The 21,288-nt window shown below is 28.4% G+C and carries 16 protein-coding genes; 2 read left to right on the forward strand and 14 right to left on the reverse strand.

Annotated elements, in window-relative coordinates; genetic code table 11:
* Positions 1-162 precede the first annotated feature (162 nt).
* The 9 genes from CDLVIII_RS17665 to CDLVIII_RS30065 all read right to left on the reverse strand — a co-directional run bounded on the left by CDLVIII_RS17665 (position 163) and on the right by CDLVIII_RS30065 (position 13,887).
* Positions 163-1,737 (reverse strand): glycine betaine ABC transporter substrate-binding protein, encoded by a 1,575-nt coding sequence (locus CDLVIII_RS17665; RefSeq protein ID WP_009170823.1) that lies wholly within the window; start codon positions 1,735-1,737, stop codon positions 163-165.
* A 1-nt stretch (position 1,738) separates the two neighbouring features.
* Entirely contained in the window at positions 1,739-2,866 is a 1,128-nt protein-coding gene (locus CDLVIII_RS17670) for an ABC transporter ATP-binding protein (RefSeq protein ID WP_009170824.1), read from the reverse strand.
* Positions 2,867-3,140: 274 nt separating this feature from the next.
* Positions 3,141-3,767 (reverse strand): GntR family transcriptional regulator, encoded by a 627-nt coding sequence (locus CDLVIII_RS17675; RefSeq protein WP_009170825.1) that lies wholly within the window; start codon positions 3,765-3,767, stop codon positions 3,141-3,143.
* Positions 3,768-4,056: 289 nt separating this feature from the next.
* Positions 4,057-5,094 carry a M42 family metallopeptidase gene (locus CDLVIII_RS17680; protein ID WP_035302407.1) on the reverse strand — a complete coding sequence of 346 codons (1,038 nt, stop codon included), beginning with the start codon at positions 5,092-5,094 and terminating at the stop codon, positions 4,057-4,059.
* Positions 5,095-5,499: 405 nt separating this feature from the next.
* Positions 5,500-6,564 carry a histidinol-phosphate transaminase gene (gene hisC, locus CDLVIII_RS17685; protein ID WP_009170827.1) on the reverse strand — a complete coding sequence of 355 codons (1,065 nt, stop codon included), beginning with the start codon at positions 6,562-6,564 and terminating at the stop codon, positions 5,500-5,502.
* A gap of 263 nt (positions 6,565-6,827) precedes the next feature.
* Positions 6,828-7,403 (reverse strand): isoprenylcysteine carboxylmethyltransferase family protein, encoded by a 576-nt coding sequence (locus CDLVIII_RS17690; RefSeq protein ID WP_009170828.1) that lies wholly within the window; start codon positions 7,401-7,403, stop codon positions 6,828-6,830.
* A 390-nt stretch (positions 7,404-7,793) separates the two neighbouring features.
* Complete coding sequence (locus CDLVIII_RS17695; protein WP_009170829.1) at positions 7,794-9,581, reverse strand: glycosyltransferase family 2 protein; 1,788 nt, start codon at positions 9,579-9,581, stop codon at positions 7,794-7,796.
* Positions 9,582-9,803: 222 nt separating this feature from the next.
* Complete coding sequence (locus CDLVIII_RS32595; protein ID WP_009170830.1) at positions 9,804-10,805, reverse strand: CatB-related O-acetyltransferase; 1,002 nt, start codon at positions 10,803-10,805, stop codon at positions 9,804-9,806.
* Between the two features lie 16 nt (positions 10,806-10,821).
* Entirely contained in the window at positions 10,822-13,887 is a 3,066-nt protein-coding gene (locus tag CDLVIII_RS30065; protein ID WP_009170831.1) for a glycosyltransferase, read from the reverse strand.
* Between the two features lie 207 nt (positions 13,888-14,094).
* Here CDLVIII_RS30065 and CDLVIII_RS17710 point away from each other — a divergent pair, with 207 nt between their 5' ends.
* A complete protein-coding gene (locus CDLVIII_RS17710) occupies positions 14,095-14,379 on the forward strand; it encodes a hypothetical protein (RefSeq protein ID WP_009170832.1) in 285 nt (94 codons plus the stop codon).
* Between the two features lie 168 nt (positions 14,380-14,547).
* On the forward strand, positions 14,548-15,522 hold the full coding sequence (locus tag CDLVIII_RS17715) for a DNRLRE domain-containing protein (RefSeq protein ID WP_009170833.1): 975 nt from the start codon (positions 14,548-14,550) through the stop codon (positions 15,520-15,522).
* 236 nt (positions 15,523-15,758) lie between these two features.
* On the opposite strand, the gene CDLVIII_RS17720 is transcribed toward CDLVIII_RS17715, so the two are convergent.
* From CDLVIII_RS17720 to CDLVIII_RS17740, 5 genes are all read right to left on the reverse strand, one after another.
* Positions 15,759-17,126 carry an FAD-binding oxidoreductase gene (locus CDLVIII_RS17720; protein WP_009170834.1) on the reverse strand — a complete coding sequence of 456 codons (1,368 nt, stop codon included), beginning with the start codon at positions 17,124-17,126 and terminating at the stop codon, positions 15,759-15,761.
* Between the two features lie 50 nt (positions 17,127-17,176).
* On the reverse strand, positions 17,177-17,839 hold the full coding sequence (locus CDLVIII_RS17725) for a methionine ABC transporter permease (RefSeq protein WP_009170835.1): 663 nt from the start codon (positions 17,837-17,839) through the stop codon (positions 17,177-17,179).
* Between the two features lie 3 nt (positions 17,840-17,842).
* Complete coding sequence (locus tag CDLVIII_RS17730) at positions 17,843-18,871, reverse strand: ATP-binding cassette domain-containing protein (RefSeq protein WP_009170836.1); 1,029 nt, start codon at positions 18,869-18,871, stop codon at positions 17,843-17,845.
* Between the two features lie 80 nt (positions 18,872-18,951).
* The gene (locus CDLVIII_RS17735) at positions 18,952-19,794 is read right to left on the reverse strand and encodes a MetQ/NlpA family ABC transporter substrate-binding protein (RefSeq protein WP_009170837.1); all 843 of its coding nucleotides are present in this window, start codon (positions 19,792-19,794) and stop codon (positions 18,952-18,954) included.
* Positions 19,795-19,881: 87 nt separating this feature from the next.
* On the reverse strand, positions 19,882-21,042 hold the full coding sequence (locus CDLVIII_RS17740) for a pyridoxal phosphate-dependent aminotransferase (protein ID WP_009170838.1): 1,161 nt from the start codon (positions 21,040-21,042) through the stop codon (positions 19,882-19,884).
* Positions 21,043-21,288 lie beyond the last annotated feature (246 nt).

Genomic DNA, 21,288 nt, shown 5'->3' on the forward strand with positions numbered 1-21,288 from the left:
AAGCAAGTTGCTCTATCTAAAAAATAAAATTATAATATTTCATACATATATTTATCGTAATATATAAATTTTACTAAATAGTTATAATAATAAAAAATGATTTTACATGTATAACTCGAATACTGTAAAATCATTTTTCATTATATGATATAACTTCTAATTTTATATCAGTTTATTATTCTGTAGAAATTCTAAAGCAACGTCTTTAGGATCTTTTTTTAATTCATCTACCTCATAATTCAATTCACTCATCACATCATCATTAATTAAACTTCCTACTTGCTCAACCAGTGGTTCTATTTCTGGATATTTTTTTAACGTTTCAGCACGTATCACTGGAATAGCATAATATGGAGGAAAAAAGTGTTCATCATCCTTTAAAACAATTAAGTCATATTTCTTTAATAATCCATCTGTTGAAAAGGCATCTATAACATCGCTTTCTTTATTAATTAATGCTGCGTATCTTGGACTTCCATCAATTCCAATAGTATCTTTTAAATTAAAGCCATATTTCTTCGAAAGTCCAATTAATCCATCTTCTCTGTTAAGAAACTCTAAGGTTGTAGTTGCAGTAAGCTGATTTGCTACATTAGCAAGATCACTTATTGTTTCTAAATTATATTTTTCAGCTGTTTCTTTAGTAACCGCCAGCGTATAAGTATTATTAAAGTTCATCTGTTTTAATACTTCTATATTGAATTTATCTTTATAATCCTTTTTAACTGTATCATAAACTTTTTCAACATCTGATATTGGTGGATATTTTAGCACATCCCCATAAGCTGTCCCACTATAACTTACATACATATCAACATCACCCTTTTGTAATGCTGAAAATATAACCTGTGTACCACCTAATGCAAATTTTCTATTTACCTTAATATCCGTATTTCTTTCAATAAGTTCTGATAATATATTTCCCAGAATCTCTTGTTCTGTAAAATCTTTACTACCAATTGTAATTACTTTTTTACTCGAAAGCTTTTGAGATACTCCAGTTACCGCAAATATTCCAACAAGTACACATGCGGTAACAGCTAATATAGCCTTTTGTATTTTTCTAGCCTTAATTTTTGAAACTTTTGATTTATTATTAGTTTTTTGCAAACTAATAGGGGTAACAAGTTTTTCAACAACGCTAAATAACCCATCTACTAATAAGGCTAATATACACGCTGGGATTGCTCCTGCTAAAATTTGATAATTGTTAACAGTTCTTATACCAGAAAAGACCAGGTACCCTAGACCACCGCCACCGATGAATGCTGCCATAGTCATAAGTCCAACTGCTGTAACTGCTGAAATTCTTATTCCTGACATAATTACAGGTAGTGCCAATGGGATTTGAACTTTAACTAAAACTTGAAATTTAGTCAAACCTATTCCCTTTGAAGCTTCTAACATTTCTATATTGATATTGTCAATTCCTGTTGTTGTATTTTTTATAATTGGTAATAATGAATATAAAACTACCATCACAATTGCTGGTGTAGTTCCTATTCCTAAAAACGGTATTGCAAAGCCAAGTAATGCCATACTCGGAATAGCTTGTACAACACTTGCTATTCCTAAAATCGGTTTATTTAATTTTTTAACATAGCTTATAAGTATTCCTAGAGGCATCCCTATTATTATCGCTATACCAACAGCTAATGCTGTAAGTTTAATATGCTCAAATAGCAGTGACATTATTTGATCTTTTGCTCCAAATACATAACTTAAAAATTCATTCATTCTATTTCACCTCCTCAGTATCTAAAAACTGACTACTCATAGTTGTTACCAAACTACTTTTTGTAATTATTCCTTTTAATAAACCTTTAGTATCAAGAACCGGAACTTGTCCTATTTGATGTTCTTTTACTAATTCAAGAATATCTATAATTGAATCCTCTGGTTTTACTTTAATAAATTCATCATTCATTATTTCCTCTACAAGTACGGTTCTATCCTCTTTATTTTGTATTTGCCTTGCCGTTACAATTCCTAATAAATAATTTTCTTTATCTATTACCATTAGGCTGTCAACTTTAGAGCTTCTCATTTTTTCAATGCAGCTCAATAATGAAGTACTTTTAAAGCATGTAACCGGATGATCAATCATTATATCTTTAGCCCTTATGAATTCTGGCGAAGACCATATTCTATTTTTCCCAATAAATTCACTTACAAATTCGTTCTTAGGATTTTTTAGAATATTTTCTGGAGTGTCATATTGGATAATTTCTCCTTCATTCATTATACAAATTTTATCCGCTATCTTTATCGCTTCATCCATATCATGAGTTACAAACACAATAGTCCGCTTTAATTTACTTTGTAACTCGGTTAACTCTTCTTGAAGTTGTGTTCTAGTAATTGGATCTAGTGCACTGAACGGTTCATCCATTAAAATTATTTCTGGATTTATAGCAAATGCTCTAGCGACACCAATTCTTTGTTGCTGTCCACCACTCAGTTCTGTCGGATAACGCTTTAAAAAGTTATCACCTTCCAACCCAATCATTTCCATAAGTTCTATAGTTCTTCTATTTATACTTTCTTTATTGATCTTCTCAACTCTAGGAATTATTTCAATATTTTCTCTAATTGTCATATGTGGAAACAATCCTGTTTGTTGAATTACATAGCCAATATTGCGTCTTAACTTTATTACATCTTTTAATGCAATATCCTCACCGTTAATTAAAATCTGACCTGAAGATGGCTTAATAAGTCTATTTATCATTTTTAAAGTCGTAGTCTTTCCACACCCACTCGCCCCAATAATAGCAACTAATTCTCCTTTATTTATCTTAAATGTAATATCTTTAAGTATAGTCTTATTTTTAAAATCTTTTCGTATGTTTTTAAATTCTATCATTTAATTCCATCCCCTTCCAATAAGCAACCTAATTTAATGATTAAGTTGTTACTTATTCTGTACTAGTAGCAACTTAATTGTATCATTAGGTTGTTACTTTTGTCAAATTCACCTATTGCTCAACTACACGATTATAATGACATCTAAATTTTTATTACTTCCAGTTTCATCTATATTCCTTATAATAAACATAAAAGGATAACATATTAATCATTGCAATAAATACAAATTGATTAATATATTATCCTTATAAAAATCTGATTACATAATCATGTTATGGATATAAAAACTTATTTACTCGTTCATAACAGTTTTCATCTCCTACAAAATAAAAAATATCATTTTCACGTAAAATTGCATATGGACCAGGAGACATTTCTAAACAACCATTTCTCTTTATACATATAATTGTTGCTGCTGTATTATGCCAAAAGTTGATTTCAGCTATATTTTTTTCTAAATATGGAGTTTTATCTGTTATATAAATTTCATATGGTATAAATGGATTTATAGATTTAAACCTATCAGTTTTATCTAACAATTCGATTATCTGCTTTTCTAATAAATCATTCTCTTTCTTTTGTTGTTCTAAGTTTGTTAAAATATCATTTCTTAAATCATTAACTGTCTTTACATCATTATATTGCCTAATAAACCTTATAGCATTCTCAGTTGACTTTATAATTACGCCGCTTCCTTTAGTAGCATCCACAATTTCCATATCAGCTAATATAGCTATAGCTCTTCTAGCAGTTTCTGCTGAAACCCCATATTGACTAGCTAATACAGAACGTGCATATATTTTCTCTCCCACTTCATAATATCCACTTGCTATCTTTGAAGCAATATCTGTTGCAATTTGCTGATATACTGGACTTACTATTCTAATTTTTTTCTCCATCTTGACTTCTATCCTTCTTCATAAAACTACAAGCTAATCCCATATATAGTTTGAACTTTTAAAACTCTTTTATTACATGTATATAAAATAATTTTTGATTGCTTAAGTTATTTATTTACATTAAGTTTTCATATCTTATTATACTTTATATAAATTTCAATGATAAATTGCTATTACATCTAAATATATAACTAAAGACTTATAATTTAAATTAGCAATATGATAATAAAATTTATATAAATTAATCATAACTTAATTCATATTAATAATTAACTTATCTATTTCATGTTTAAATTGTTAAATATAAATATAATAATTTAATTGTATTTTCAAAAGCACTATAGTGAGTTCTTTCCATACCATGAGATGCGCTAACTCCTGGTCCTATTAATGCGCCACGAATATTATTTCCACCCTTTAATGCAGCTCCAACATCTGAGCCATAAAAAGGATAAATATCTACAGCGTATTTTAATTCATTTTCTTTTGCTAAATTAACTAAGCTTGTTACCATATTATAATCGTATGGCCCACCAGAATCTTTAGCACAAATTGATACATCGTATTCCGTACAGCTTAAATCATCTCCAATGCAACCCATATCAACTGAAATCATCTCTGTTATATCACTTGGTATATAAGATGCTCCATGACCAACTTCCTCATAAGTAGAAATTAATATTTTAGTTGTGTATTTAGGAACTATTTTTTCCCTGCTAAATAACTCTAACAATCCTATAAGACATGATACACTACCTTTATCATCAATAAATCTAGATTTAATAAATCCATTATCTGTGATTGTAGTCTTAGGGTCTATAAAAACGAAATCTCCAGGACATATTCCTAATTTCTGTACATCTTCTTTTGAACAAACATTTTCATCAATTCTTATTTCCATATTCTTAGGATCTCTTTTTTTACTTGAACTGTCATCAAATACATGTGCAGCTGGACTTGTGCTTAAAAATGTACCTGTATATTTTTTCCCTTCTCTCGTTCTAATGGTGCAATATTCTCCATCTAAGGTTGGAACTATTGGCCCTCCAAGTACTGTAAATTTCAATTTTCCATTAGAAGTTATCGATCTAACCATGGTTCCTAGAGTATCCACATGTGCAGATAAGCCTACTACCATATCTTCTGATTTACCCTTTACAGTGATTATTCCGCAGCCCTTATTATTGGTTTCAAAATCATATCCAAGTTTTTCTGCAATATCCTTTATTTTGTTCATTATCTCAAAGCAAAAGCCTGTGGGGCTATCATATTCCAATATTTCCTTGGCTGTTTTTAAAACATACTCTTTATTAATATCTAAATTCATAAAATCCATCTCTCTTTCAAAATTAAAATTTATAGTACAGGCTTGTAGATATTTCTCCATTAAGATATAACTTCTACTTATATCTTAATGGAGAAATATCCACCAGTCTAGTCTACCACAATTATTAATAGCTGCAAGCTTTTCAAAAATTATAATTATTTATTTTCGTGCAAAAAATAAGTTATACAATCAAAAGAATCTAATTCTTAAGGCTGTATAACTTAGGCATAACTAACTAAATAACGCTTCCATTTGCTAGCCTATTTTCCTATTTCCCATCATGCTACATAAGCAAATTGCTCCAATAGACCTGATATGATAGCAACTTGTCTCTTTAACTGATGAAAAATATCCATGACAGCTTTGGACCGGTTATTTATTTTCATGTGCTTATTTTCAAATTCTCTACTTATTATTCAATATTAATTTGAGCTTCTCAATTAGCTTTTCCATTTCTTCATCTGTACCTATAGTTATTCTTAAAAAATTATCTATTCTATTTTTATTGAAATACCTTACTAATATTCCGTTATCTTTTAGAGTTTCGTATAGATACTTACCTGAAACTTCGGAATGTCTTGCAAAAACAAAATTTGCTTTTGATTCTAAAACATTAAAATTTAATTTTTTCAGCTCAATACATGTTTTTTCTCTTGTATTTATTATTTTCTTTGTTATTTCTTTAAAATATTCATTATCTTGTATTGCCGCTCTAGCCCCTGCTAGCGCTGCTCTATCTATTGTGTAGGAATTTATACTGTTCTTTATTCTATTTAAACCTTCAATTAAATCTTTATGACCTAATGCAAATCCAACTCTAAGTCCAGCTAATGAACGTGATTTTGATAAAGTTTGAATAACTAACAAATTATTATAATCCTTTATATATTTAACCATAGATTCTCCACCAAAATCAACATACGCTTCATCAATAATAACTACACTGTCATTATTAGCTTCAATTAACTTTTTTAACTCCTCCACATCTATGTATTTTCCTGTAGGTGCGTTAGGATTTGGTATTATTACACCACCATTTTGTTTTTTTAATTCATCTAAAGGTATATTAAACTCTTCATCCAATTTTACCAGCTTATAATCTAAGTTTAAAAGCTCGGCATAGACTGGATAGAAAGAATAACTTATATCTGGAAACAAAATTTGCTTATCTTTAGAAAAAAACGTCATAAATGAAAAAGCTAATACTTCATCTGAACCATTCCCAATAAAGACCTCATCTTTATTTAAGCCATAATACTTAGCAATTTCATTTATAAGGTCACTACAGGTTGGATCTGGATAAAGTTTCAAATCATCATTAACTGCATTTTTTATAGCTTCAATAACTTTTTTTGATGGCGGATATGGGTTCTCATTAGTATTTAACTTTATGTACTTTTTATCCTTAGGCTGCTCCCCAGGCACATAAGGTTCTATTTCTTTTACTTTATCATTCCAATATTTACTCATTTAACTGCCCCCTAGTTAATTCTATTTCTTAGGCACAATGAATCAAAGCTCCCAAATATATTTTCTATTAAATAATTATAAAATAGAGAAATACACTATTAATTCATTTTTTGATTGTGCCTTTTTAGTATATTATACATTAATATGCTTTGGAAATACAAAACATATCCTCACAAAATTTTTTCATCTCCAGGCTTTATCTTTTAGTTTTTTATAATTTTTTAAATATAAAGCATATATGCTCTTTTACAAAAAAGAATCTTTTAAAATATATACGGAATCAAAGCCCATGATTCTTTTATGTATTTTTTATATTCTTCACCAAATTCCTCTACTAAAAATGTCTGTTCTCTTTTTATTTTTATGATATATATAACTAACATAATGCAAAATCCAATAAAAGATGATAAATTTCCAATTGCGATAAAGTTTCCTAAAAAGCCACATACTACTCCTGTATAAATAGGGTTTCTTATATATTTATATGGGCCGCTGCGAACCAGTCTTTGCCCTTCTACCTTTTGAATGGCGCCACTCCAATTTCTTCCTAATACCACTCTAGCCCATATAGCAAATAAAAGTGATAATACCAAAATTATAATTCCTATATACCCTGCATATTTATGAGAAGGTAATATTGTTTTCCATAAAAATACTTCTTTAAATTCAACAAATGTTAGGAAATAAGAAATTATCACAAGTAATAAATGTAGTCCTCTTACTATACTTTTCTGACCACTTGATTCTTTTTTTACCTTTGATCTAGTCTTTATAGCTGCTAACATCCAATAAATCCAAAATATCCCCCAAATATAACCAGCGATAGTAGTATTACTCATAGAACTTCCTCCTATATATCTCATTAGACTTGATTACAGCATCTAATATAATTCTGTAATTCCTGAAACTGTATCATTTATCATCTTATTTTTTGCATAGAAACTTGTAAATAAAAATAATTTATCAACTCTAGTATATACTTCTTCATAATTTCTATTAACTAATTAAATATTATTAACTTTGGCAATAGCTTAAAGCATTTTAAATATACATCCTGATTATTTTTATTTATACACTTTCAATTATTAACACATTCTTTTATTTGCATACAAAAAAAAGACTAAGTTTCCTTAATCTCTTTCTCCTAATATAATCCTTAACTTTAAAAAAATCTCTATCATACTTACAAGTTAGAAATACAATTTAAAAGTTTATAAGGTTAATAAGTTTTAATATTTTAATATGTCTAGACCTTCCGCATCATATATATCAACTTCTTTTATTGACCTCAATATCTCCTTTTGTGCAAGTTCAATATATCCATATCTGTAATATAATTTACCAAGGTTAAGCAATGCATATTTTGTATCTACTAAATTTAATAACTCAATAGCTATTGCCAGTTCATCAAACTTATCATTTATAAGCAATATCTCTATAACTTCTAAAATTATATTCATATATTCTTTGTCATTTTCATCATTTGTTAATATCATTGTTGGTTTTTTATCAAATAGTTTTATTAATTCTGAGTATACCTTTAAGTACCTTTTATCATAATCGGATAGATTATCCTTATTAATATTATTTACTATATATAATGCATTTTCATTCTTATTTAATAGTATAAAGCACAGAACTTTATACATTAAAGAAATTATATAATATGAACTTTTTTTATCTATATTATTTATATTTGTATATTCTTCAAAATTACCATTTCTTATAAAACATCGTGATTTTAATACAGTGGTACTTTCAGTGACATTTACTGTATCTTCATATTTTTTTATATATTCTAGTGCTGTACTATAATGTCCAACATGATAAAATAAATCAGCAGCAATCTCATAATAAGCTTTTTTGTCTTCTGGGAAAAATTCTTCCAGTATCCTTTTCATTTCATCTAAAGATACCTTTTTCTCTTCTAATACCTGAATTATATTATATAAAGGCTCAATGTAATCAGGTTTCAATTTCAAAGCTTCAATATAACAATTATAAGCCGTATAATTATCTTTATATTTCATATAAACATTGCCTAATTCATAATAAGCTCTATAACTCCATGTTCCAAATATAAATTTTAATTCAGAAGGCGGTTCACCAAGTTCAATGCACTTCTCCAATGCTCTTATTTGAAGCGTCGGCCTATCAAGTTCTTTCCAAATGAGAGATTGATAAAAGTAAAAGTCTGTACATTTAGGATAATATGAGATTCCAATATCTACGAATTTTAAAGCTTCATTATAATTTTTCAAATTTAAATTTGATATAATTATTCGTAATATCAACAAAGAGCTATAGCCAGTATGTTGATCAAACTTTTCATAAGCTTTATAATAGCATTCTAAAGCTTTATTCATATCATCTAATGCGCCATATTCACTACCTAGATTAAAATAAACAAATCCATCATCAGGCTTCTTTTTTATTTGTTCATTCAAAATAGCTATATTTCTTTTTCTTTTCTCTTTAGAAACAATCCTTTTATCAATATAGCCATAATGATATATCTTTATATCTTTACAGACTGCATTATAATCTCCTTCTGCTCTAATCAATTGGTTATGGACTTCTCCTTCATAGTGAACGCCACGATTGTTTTTAAATAAACGTGGATTTAAATTTACAGCAATATTATCTTTTTCTATACCGCTTCCATAATAACTTAATGTCTCAAAATGATAAATTGCATTTTCATCTAATTCAGTATTTAATAAAGCCTTAAAAGTTTCCCTAGCTTCTGAATTTAATTCATCATCTGCATCTAGTATAAGTATCCAGTCTTTTGTAGCATATTTTAAAGATTCATTTCTAGCTTCGCTAAAATTATTATTCCATTTAAAATAATAAACCTTAGCCCCAAAACTTTTAGAGATTTTTACTGTTTTATCTGTAGATCCTGTATCAACTATTATTATCTCATCAACAACATCTTTAATGCTAGATAAACATCTTGGTAAATACTCTTCTTCATCTTTTACAATCATACATAAACTTACCTGATTCTTCATTTAACCCCTCATGTATATATAAAATTTAACATAAACAATTATGTCAATCCTCTCTATATAATATGTTCCATGCATGAATATGTGATTAAATTGAAAAGCTAAGGTATCCCCTAGCTTTCTTATATTATTCAAAGTTTAATATTCTCATTATTTCAAGCATTATCAGTTACATTTCTTATTCTAAATCTAGGTAAAAAAATTTTTCAAATAAAGTGCAACTTATTACTTAATAAATTCTGATGTGAAAATCGGAATATTTGTGCCAGATAATATAATAGTGTTATTTCTATTTGCAAATTCAATATATTCTGATGTATTTATATTTCTTGTTGCAATAAAGTAGTCTGCATCTTTAAATAAGGTTTCTTCAGTTTTAATATTTTTATCTACTATTACAACATCAGCTTTATTATATTTATTTAATTCATTCTTAAGCATATCCATATTTTTCTCATAATCAGAATCTATTTTAATTCTTAAAATTAACGTCTTGTCGGGTTTCTCCATAAAAACTTTTGCATATTCCTCTAATACTTTTCTCCATACGGAATAAGGTTCATTAAAATCTGGGAAAAATAATATTTGGGTTTTATTGTGTTTATATTCTACTTTTTCTAAATTTGACTTTGGAGAATTATAAAATTTTTCAGTAAATTCAGCAACATCCTTTTTAAACCACTCAATATTTTCTTTAATTTTATTCACACCCCAATTCCACCATCGTATTTCTAATAATTTCTTTATTTGTTCTTCATCAAATCTATATTTTATTATTTGTGCTGGATTACCAACCACTATTGCATATGGTGGAATATCTTTTGCAACAACAGAATTTGCTCCGATTAATGCTCCATTTCCAATTTTAATTCCAGAAATTAGAGTTACATTTGTTCCTATCCAACAATCACTTCCTATAAATATATGCCCTTTCTGTTGTATTTTTTTATCTTTAAAGTTGAAAATATCAACTTCATCATTACCACTAGAATAAAAATGCTGGCTTACAGATTTATAATCGTGATTTCTATTAAAATGAGCACCTATTCCATTTGATATTGATGTAAAATTTCCAACACATAAATTTGCAGTCTTATCTCCTGGTGTTATCTTAAAATACATATCTGATATATAACTATTTATGCCAATACTTCCAATTAAAAAATTTTCATTATTACCATTATTTAAACTTATATACCTTTTAAAATTTTCGGCTGGAATTAACAAAGTATACCTCCTATTTTTACACCATTAATTTCAAAAAATTTTCTAAAACTTTAAACAAACTATAATCTTTTTTATAAGTCTTTACTAATGCATTATAAGATTTTTCCAGTCGCTCCAATGGCTTGTTTAAATAGTACTCAAACTTTTCTATATATTCATATTCATCGTTAGCTATTACCATGTCATCTTCTGAATATAATTCATAAATTAACTTAGGATTATCTACTAATTGAAATGCTCCACAAGAAGCAATAGAAAATGTTCTCTCATTAACTTCACTTCTATTCTGCTTCTGTATATCTAGATGATAATTCAAATTTATTTTTGCTCTATTATAAAAGAAATTAGTATTACTAGGATATAATTCTGGTATATCTTTTCCCCATCCTATACCTCTTAATATTCCATTATTATATTTACTTAGGATTGGAGTTAAATATTTTTCAGTTTCTTTATACTTTACGTAACTATTGGTACCAACAAAGAAATAATCATATATTTTATTTGCATCTTCTGGATAATAATTTAATGGATTAAATGCAAATGGAAGATTTATAATTTTTATATTATTGCTTATCCAATTATACAGAGTAACATCATTTGTTTCTTCAGCTAAAGATGAGATTAAAAATTTAAAATTAAATTGTTTAGATAATTGTACATTTATTAAATCCAGCTCATCATTATTAAGCTGCACTGAAATAATTCCTATTTTATTTTTTATATTAGTTATTGTCTTATTTTTCAAAGAATCATATATATACGTACTTGTACCTATAGTTATATAACTATTATAAAAACTGTAATCAAAAGTTGTATTGATCTTATAAATTATATCTACTTCAATCCCCATATAGTTTAAAGTTTCCTTCCATGATAAGAAACTATATTTCCAATATCCATTTGTAGGTGAATAAATTAAGAGTTTAGAATATTTATTTTTATATTTATCCTTATATTGTTCTAATAAATTTTTTCTTACAACTTTTCCGTCTTTTACAATTTGACTTTGAATACTGTACTCTTCCGTAGCTTTATTAAGTCTTACATTCATTTTATATTTATTTAGTTCTTTTAAAACAACATTTATATCTTCACTATATAAATTATTATTATGCAAACTTTTTTTTAAATATTTTTCTGCAATATTAATAAGAGGTTGTAAAAATAATTTAATTTGTTCAATATCAAAATTCAACTCATGTTTCCATGGCATTCCTTCTCCTCTTAAGTACATAATAAATGTGCGATAATACTTTGTTCCAATTAAATAACCCTTTGTACATTCTACATCTTCCTTAGTCAGCGTACTCCAATTAATATCTTTTAGATATATGGTTTCACTAAAATTACTTACTATATATTCCATAACATATATAATGGATTTAATTCGATTTTTTAGGTCATAAGTAATATTATTTTCATGTTGTCTATAACAAATTAGATCCTTATCTATATATTCATATCTAATGTTACTTTTTAAAAATATTAAAGAATTTAGTGTATCAACAGCAATTCTCATATTTTTACCATCATACCACTTTAAATTATTCATTCTAAAAAATGAAATCTTATAAACCCCTGTTCCTATCGGTATAACCCCTGAGCCACCTCTATTAAAAGTTTCCGATATTATTTCATTATATTGAAATTGTTTATACTTCCATGTATTCTGATAAATACCATCTTTATCAACTAATTTTAGATTACAATAGACATAATCTAAATCTAAATTTTCTATAAAAATAGAAATAAATTCATAAAGCGCCCTTTCATTATCCAAATAATCATCAGCATCCAGCTTCATAACATATTCACCTTTTGCCTGACTAATAATTTCTTCAATTCCACGCTCTGGACTCCCACTATTTTTTTCATGAAATATTGCTCTAATATTTGAATATTTCTCTTCATAGAATTTTATTTTCTTAATTGAATCATCTGTAGAACAATCATCAACGATTATAAGTTCAACATTTTTATAAGTCTGCTTCAATACTGATTCAATACACTTATCTAAAAATGTATTATTATTATAGTTTGTAATCCCTACAGTGACCAACGGTTTCTCCAATAATTCTCTATCTTCAATATTTGTATTTTTCAAATTATCAATTACTGCCATCACCTTATCTATCTGCTGAGCAAGACTAAAGTTTTTAACAATGTATTTCTTATATTCATTTGAAGCATAATTATCTTCTTCAATCATACTAATAGCTTCACCAATTGTATTCCATACATATTTTTTATCATATATATTTTTGGATCCCACAAAATTATGAATTATAGGCTTTATGCCTTTGCACATTGCCTGCATAACACTTACATTTTGTGATTCAAGAATGCTAGTACACAATATATAATCTTTGTCATTAAGCCATTTGTCTAAATCATCCTGCCACCCTTCATATATCACATTATTTTCTATTCCAAATTCCTGTATCATTTGATTATAATAAAGTACATCTCTATTATCTTGAAAAATTCCTGCAATATATAATTTATATCTGTTATCTTTATCATAAATTGCTTTGAATGTATGCAATAAAAGCATTGGTCCTTTTTTATAATTTATATATCCTACATAAACTATATTAAATCCATTTTCCCGTTCTTTAAAACTCCACTTTTTCTCATCTATACCATTAGGGATAATACTAATTATTCTCTCATTTATATTAAAGTTTTTAACTATAAAGTTCTTTATATGTTCACAAATTACTATTAAGCTATTTACATTGCTCCAATTGACATCATTAATATAACCATTAAAAGCTTCATAACTATGAAGCCTGCATATAATTTTTTTTTCTTTAGCTAATTCTAACTTACTTCCATATGCTATTAGGTCATCGCACCATTCAAACCAACAAATATCAGCCCATTCCATGCCCTCGTCAATTTGTTTATATTCTGTTATTATAACTTTTTTTATATTATATTTTTTGGACACTCCATCAATAATATCATCTAAAAAACTATCCATCCCTTTTTTTACAAAAAATATCAATTTGATTTCATTTCTTATGCTATATGTAACCGCTTCTTTCTTTATAATACTCCCCAAATTTTGTTCCATTAAATCACTCCAAAATTTTGCTTATAATATTCTATTCCATAATTATTTAAATTATTTAATTCTTGCGAATTTAATTAAATCTTATTTCACAATACACTATCAATAAAAATCAATTGCACATTGTGAATTGCAATATATATAATATTGTCAACATTTAATTAAATAATAATATAATAATACTATATTATTTATAGGAGATGTTATTTAATGACAAGTTTTGATACTCCACTATCAAGTACTATTAAAAGAGTTTATGTTTCAGGAACTCTCCCTGCAAACAATGATGTAGGTTACGTTGAGGTTCAAGCTGTTGTTTCCCGTGGGAATGCTAAAGAGACTTTTTATAAAACATTTCAAATTGCTGCCAGTCCTACAAGAGTTATTCCTTCACTATGGGCAGGTTCTGGCCTCTGCAGTATTGTGATTACCCCTAAATTAAGCAGTACCCAATCAGTTACTTCAACATTAGTTTTAATAGATTTTAAACACTAATTTAAAAAAACTTATAATATAAATCTCATGGAGTCATTTGTACGACTCCATATTCTTACATAATATAAATATAAATAAATATGCTATTCTTAATAAGCAATAAAAGGCGCGCACTGCTTATTCTTTATTACTTTTTATGTCGCTAGCATTGAAGAAATGGAGATTAAAATGAAAAGCATTATACTACCAGCTATTAAAAGCCTGACAATTACTAATAAACATCCTGATAAAAGCATAAATGAAGATACAATAAGCGTAGGCTCTGATGGAGAATATGAGTATTATAGCTATTTGTTTTTTGATATTTCATCAATACCTTCTAATGTTATAATATCTACTGCAAAGCTTACACTTTTTAAGGTTGATAATTTTTTTAATGATATAAGCAAAAAAATTTCCATAAGTCCGCTTTATGATTATTTTAGTGCTTATACAACTTATAACAATCCTCCTGATTATGATCGTTATACTATAATAAATTTTTATCCGTTAACTACTAATGTATCGGTAACAATAAATATTAGAACTATTGTTTCGTCATGGATAAAAAACAGCTTAAGGAATAAAGGGATAATACTATATGGAAGAAAGCAAGCTATCCTTGCGAGCTTTGGATCTGTAAAAAGCTCTGATAACTACCTTGTTCCATTTATAGTAATAAATTATATACCTTATTCTCCTAACAAATGCTATGAAAAAAAGCTTAACGATGAATATATTCATCCTCCAGATGATTATTCTAAAAAAAATCATAATGATAACTGCTTTCAAGATGATTGTCGTGATAAATATATAAAGATGTGCAAAGAGGAGCTTGAAGATGTTTTATTTAAAGTTTGTAAGAAGGCTTGCAATTGTAGTTCAAATCCATATCCTTCGAATGCTTCTATAGCCAGAGCAGTAGATGTTACAGGTGTTGTAGCTCCACTATCAATTTATTATATAGTTGTTGACTTACAAGTTACCCGTGCTTCAAGTGGACAGATAAATCATTATTATGTATCTGATGAATATGACAATTCCTTAAATAATAATTCACTTTCTATAGATAAAACTTACAATATTGCTATAAACCCACCTATTCAATCTGGAGATATAGACAATGTGGTCTTATATGGCTCTTATAAAGGTTCTATATCTTAAATACATGCAATTCAGGGATGCATATTCGCTAATTATGTTTTTATTGTGCTATAAGTAAGAAATATAATAAAAGAATGCAATGAGACATTATTTTTAAATATATATCTCATTACATTTTCTTTATATATCTGTTATATCCTAGTTACAAAATTAATATTACAATCATTTTGCATCGATATAAGGATGGCTAAAATCACTAATAATCATTTTATGGCATCCTTATATGAAATAACAACTTAACAATACACTTTTTCTGGATTTAAGATATTATTCTTATCAAATATCTTTTTTATCTCCTGCATATACCTTAATTCTTTTTCTCCTGTAACCTTCTTGAAATATTCCTTTTTAGTAATGCCTATGCCATGCTCTCCTGATGGCAGACCATTAAGTTCGTGACTCTTTATATAAAGTTCAAGAGCCAACCCATGGGATTTTTTCTTCCACTCCATCTCTCCCATACCGTTTCTTATTATGCTTACATGAGTATTTCCGTCCCCAGCATGTCCAAAATAGATAACCTGAAGCCCATGCTTTTCTCCACATTTACTAGTAAAATCTACAAATTCTGTTGTTTTATCTATAGGAACAACTATATCGATAGGAAGCTGTTCATTAAATTCCATAACTGAACTTGCTAAAGCACCTCTTATTTTCCACGTGTCTATGGCTTCATCGCTATTTAAAATTCTAAATTCTAAAGCTCCGCTGTTTATTGCTGCTTCCTTTGCCTTTGTATAATTGGCTACTATTTCATCATCTTCTCCGTCAAAGGTAAGAATTAAATAAGCATTTCCCTTATCTGAAGGCAATTTTAAATTTAAATATCTCTCTGAATTCTCAGCAATATTTCTTTCCATAAATTCTATTGCTGTTGGGTTAGCGCTAGATTTTATTATTCTACTCACACTGTTTATACCATATTCTAAGTTATCAAATGATATCAATATACTGACTGTGTGTTTAGGTTTGGGTATGAGTTTTAAGACAGCTTTTGTTATGATTCCTAACGTTCCTTCAGAGCCAATGATTAAATTCTTTACATCTAAACCAGAACTATTTTTTATAGTCTTGCTTCCAACAGTTATGACCTCGCCATTTCCTGTAACCACCTCTAATTCACGTACATAGTCACGGGTTACTCCATATTTTACAGCTCTCATTCCGCCAGCATTGGTGCTTATATTTCCACCAATAGTTGATGTCTTTTCTCCTGGATCTGGAGGATAAAATAAACCTTTTTCTTCAACATACTTCTGAATTTCCTTCAATAAGACTCCTGGTTCCACAGTTATAAGTAAATTTTCTTCATCTATCTCCAATATTTTATTCATCTTTGATAAATCTAAAATTATTCCCTTTTTAGTTGGTATAGTTGCTCCTGTAAGACAAGAACCTGCACCTCTAGGTGTAACTGGAATTGAATTTTCATTTGCAAATTTAATTACTTCTGATACTTCCTTAGTATTTTCTACAAAAACTAAAGCATCTGCATCCCCATAATCTATATTAAGTCCATCCGTTAAGTATTTTTTATCTATTTCCTTTCCAAATATAATTCTTTCTTTATCTTTAATTATATCTTTTAAATCTGAATATTCCATATTTCTGCCCCCTGGTTCAATTTAATGCTTAGATACACACGATGATATATCTATTTTCTAGATAATTTATTGGCAAGAGCATCTCCTGTAAGCTGAATCGCTTGTACCAACACTAATAATATGAGCACCGTTACAATCATTACTCCTGTTTCATATCTATAATATCCATATCTTATAGCTAAATCACCTATACCGCCGCCACCAACAATTCCAGCCATAGCTGAATATCCTATTAAACTAACTAGATTTACTGTAATCCCTCTTATTAAGCTTGGTAGTGCTTCCACTATAAGCACATCAAATATAATAAGCTTCATACTTGCTCCAGAAGAAATTGCAGCTTCTATAACTCCATTATCAACTTCACTAAAGGCCCCCTCTGATAACCTTGCAAAAAATGCAATTGCAGCAATTGTTATAGGAACAGTTGCTGCTTCAGGTCCAATATTTGTTCCAACTATAACTTTAGTTAGCGGAAGTAGTAACACTAATAATATTATAAATGGAAGTGAACGTATTACATTTATAATAAAACCTGCAATGGAATTAGCTAATTTATTTTTAAAAAACAACCTGCTAGAAGTTAAATATAATACAAGTCCTAAAGCTCCTCCAATAATTAAGGATATAATTAATGCTATTCCAATCATTTTTCCAGAATCTAGAGTAGCTTGCCCAAGTTCACTTTTTAATATATCAATTGTAGAATCCATATTTTATACCACCTCCAGCTGTTCATTAACAATTCTTTCAGTTTTTATTACATTTTCATTAATGTATTTTTTTGCTCTAGATATTTCTTCTTTATCTCCTGTCAAGTTAATAATTAAAGTTCCAATTGGTCTTCCGCTGATATACTCTATCTTTCCATGGATAATACTTATATCTGTCTTAAAGTTCTTAGCTGCTTCTGAAATTATGGGTTTTAAACTATTATCTCCCTTGTAATAAACTCTGATAACTTCACCTTTACCTACTAATCGTAATATCTCTTTCGGCACCTCTAAATTAGAATTTCTATTTATCAAAGATTTAGTCACATCATGCTTAGGTTCTGAAAAGATCGAATATACATCATTAATTTCAACAATTTCTCCTTCACTCATTACCGCTACTCTGTCAAATAACTTCTTAGCCACCTCCATTTCATGAGTTATGAATACTATTGTTATTCCTGTTTTATCTTTTATGTCCTTTAAAAGTTTTAGTATTTCTTCTGTATTTTCCAAATCCAAAGCTGAGGTTGCTTCATCACAAAGTAATATTTCAGGATTATTAGCAATAGCTCTTGCAATTCCGACCCTCTGCTTCTGCCCTCCGCTTAAATTAGATGGATAAGCTTCAGCCTTTTCTTTTAAATTTACAAGCTCTAAAAGTTCGTAAATCCTCTCTCTTCTCTTTTCCTTAGGATAGTTATCTGCTTTTAATACAAATTCTATATTTTCATAAATTGTTTTTCCACTTATTAAATTAAAATGCTGAAATATCATACCTATTTTAAGTCTTGTCTTTCTAAGCTGCACTCTGCTTAATTTTGTAATCTCTCTTCCATCAACAAAAACTTCTCCTGAAGATGGCTTTTGCAATAAATTAATGACTCTAACCAAAGTGCTCTTTCCAGCTCCGCTTAATCCAACTATTCCAAAAACTTCACCTTTATTAATTTTTAAGTTTACATTCTTTACGGCACTTACTAAGTTTCCTTTTAACTTAAAATCTACATTTATATTTCTTAATTCAATCATCACTTTCACCACCTATTTAAATCACTGAATAAGGAAAATATATCAAATCATATATTTTCCTTTATAATTAACAGTCAGTATTATTTCCACCACTCTGGCTTACTGAAATCTTTAAATTCTCCGTTTTCTATAGCTTCTTTAAATTCTTTAGATTCTACAGCTTCTTTTAAATCTTTTCCAAGATCTTTATCTAAATCATCTGTTCTTACTGCTATTACATTTTTATAGTTTTCTGATAATTTTTCAACAGCTAAAGCTTTAGAATAATCAAATTTAGAGGCAAAAGCAAAATTTCCAGGAATTGCTGCAGCATCAACACTATCTATGCTTCTTGCAAGCTGCGCTCCTTCAATTGGAGTAAATTTGATATTTTTAGGATTTTCAGCAACATCTTTTTCAGTCGCTTTTGTTTCATCGATATTATCCTTTAATTTAATAACTCCATTGTCTTTTAATAATTTTAAGGCTCTTGCTAAGTTTGATGCATCATTTGGTATTGCTACTTTTGCTCCATCCTTTAATTGATCTAAAGAAGTTATTGTATTTGAGAATATCCCCATTCCAAGAGTTGGTACAACTATTACTGGTGAAATATTCAAATTATTATCTGCGCTGAATTTTTTTAAATACTCAGTATGTTGAAATAAATTTGCATCTATTTCCTTGTTATCTAATGCTTTATCCGGTTGAATGTAATCACTAAATTCCTTAGTTGTAACTGTATATCCCTTAGCTTTGAGCACTGGAGCTAACGCTTCCTTAACCATATCCCCATAAGGTCCTGGGCAAACACCTACTACAATATTCTTATTTCCTTCTTTGCTATCTGTTTTTGCACTTTCTTTACTGCTTCCGCAAGCAGCTAAGCTTGCTCCTATTGTTCCTAAAACAACTAGTACTGCTAACTTTTTTAAAATCTTCATTTTTTATTCCCCCTGAAATTTATTGTTATTGTATTTAATCCCCAATGTATTGTAACTATAGCTTTTATCATTGGTGTAATTAACTATTTATTTTTTATATTCCTTAAGTTTTTCAAGTCTCTTAAGAGCTTCTTTTAAAGTTTCTTCCTTCTTAGCAAAATGAAATCTTATATAATTATTTACTTTTTCTCTGAAGAAGCTTGAACCGGGAACTGCTGCTACTCCAATTTCTTTTGCAAGCCACCTGCAGAATTCATAGTCGTCCTCATATCCAAATTCAGATATATCAACCATGACATAATATGCTCCTTGAGGTTCATAATACTTAAGCCCTATTTCATCTAATCCACTTAAAAATAATTTTTTCTTATTTTCATAGAGTTCATTTAGCACTTCATAATACTCTTCTCCAAATTCTAATCCCTTAATGGCCGCTTCTTGAAGAGGCGCTGCTGCTCCTACTGTTAAAAAGTCATGAACTTTCTTACAATTTTCTATTACTGCTTTACTGGCTATAATATATCCAAGCCTCCAGCCTGTAATTGAATATGTTTTTGATAAAGAGCTGCAGGATATGGTTCTTTCAAACATTCCGTCTAGTGCTGCTAAATAAGTATGCTTGTATGGCTTAAATATTATGTGCTCATAAACTTCATCAGTAATTACAAAAGTATCATATTCTTTAGCAAGACTTCCTATATATAAAAGCTCCTCTTCAGTAAATACCTTACCTGTAGGATTTGATGGATTGCAAAGTATAAGTGCTTTTGGCTTTTGCTTAAATGCATTTCTTAAATCTTCTTTATCAAATTTAAATGCTGGTGGCTTTAGTTCAACATATATAGGTTTTGAACCTGATAGAATTGTGTCCGCAGTATAATTTTCATAAAATGGTGAAAATACTATAACCTTATCGTCTGGATTGCATACACTCATCATTGCGCACATCATTGCTTCTGTGCTTCCACAGGTCACCAGTACATTTTCCTCTGGATTTATATTAATTCCCATGAACTTTTCTTGTTTTAATGCTAATTTCTCTCTAAAGTTTTGCGCTCCCCATGTAATTGAATATTGGTGAGGTCCTTTATCTGAAACTTCCTTTAATCCATCTAATATTTCTTTTGGTGGATCAAAGTCTGGAAATCCTTGTGAAAGATTTATTGCTCCATATTTATTGGCTATTCTTGTCATTTTTCTTATTATAGATTCTGAAAACCAATCTAACCTATTGCTTAATTCTGGCATATTTTTTCCCCCATTTTTATTTATTTCTATACTTTAATAATTCTTATCAAAATAGTCACATATATTTTGATATAAAAATCTCCATTTCACATTAACAGCAAAATAAAGATTGAATGCATGAAAGTAAATAATAGATTGAAATTTATGAAAAATACTTCATTCTATACTATGTTTATTATTTTGCGCCTAAAGCTTATTAAAAATAAAGCACTAGAGATTAAACTCTAGTGCATCATCGCATAAAAA

The organism is Clostridium sp. DL-VIII (assembly GCF_000230835.1).
GTDB lineage: Bacteria > Bacillota > Clostridia > Clostridiales > Clostridiaceae > Clostridium.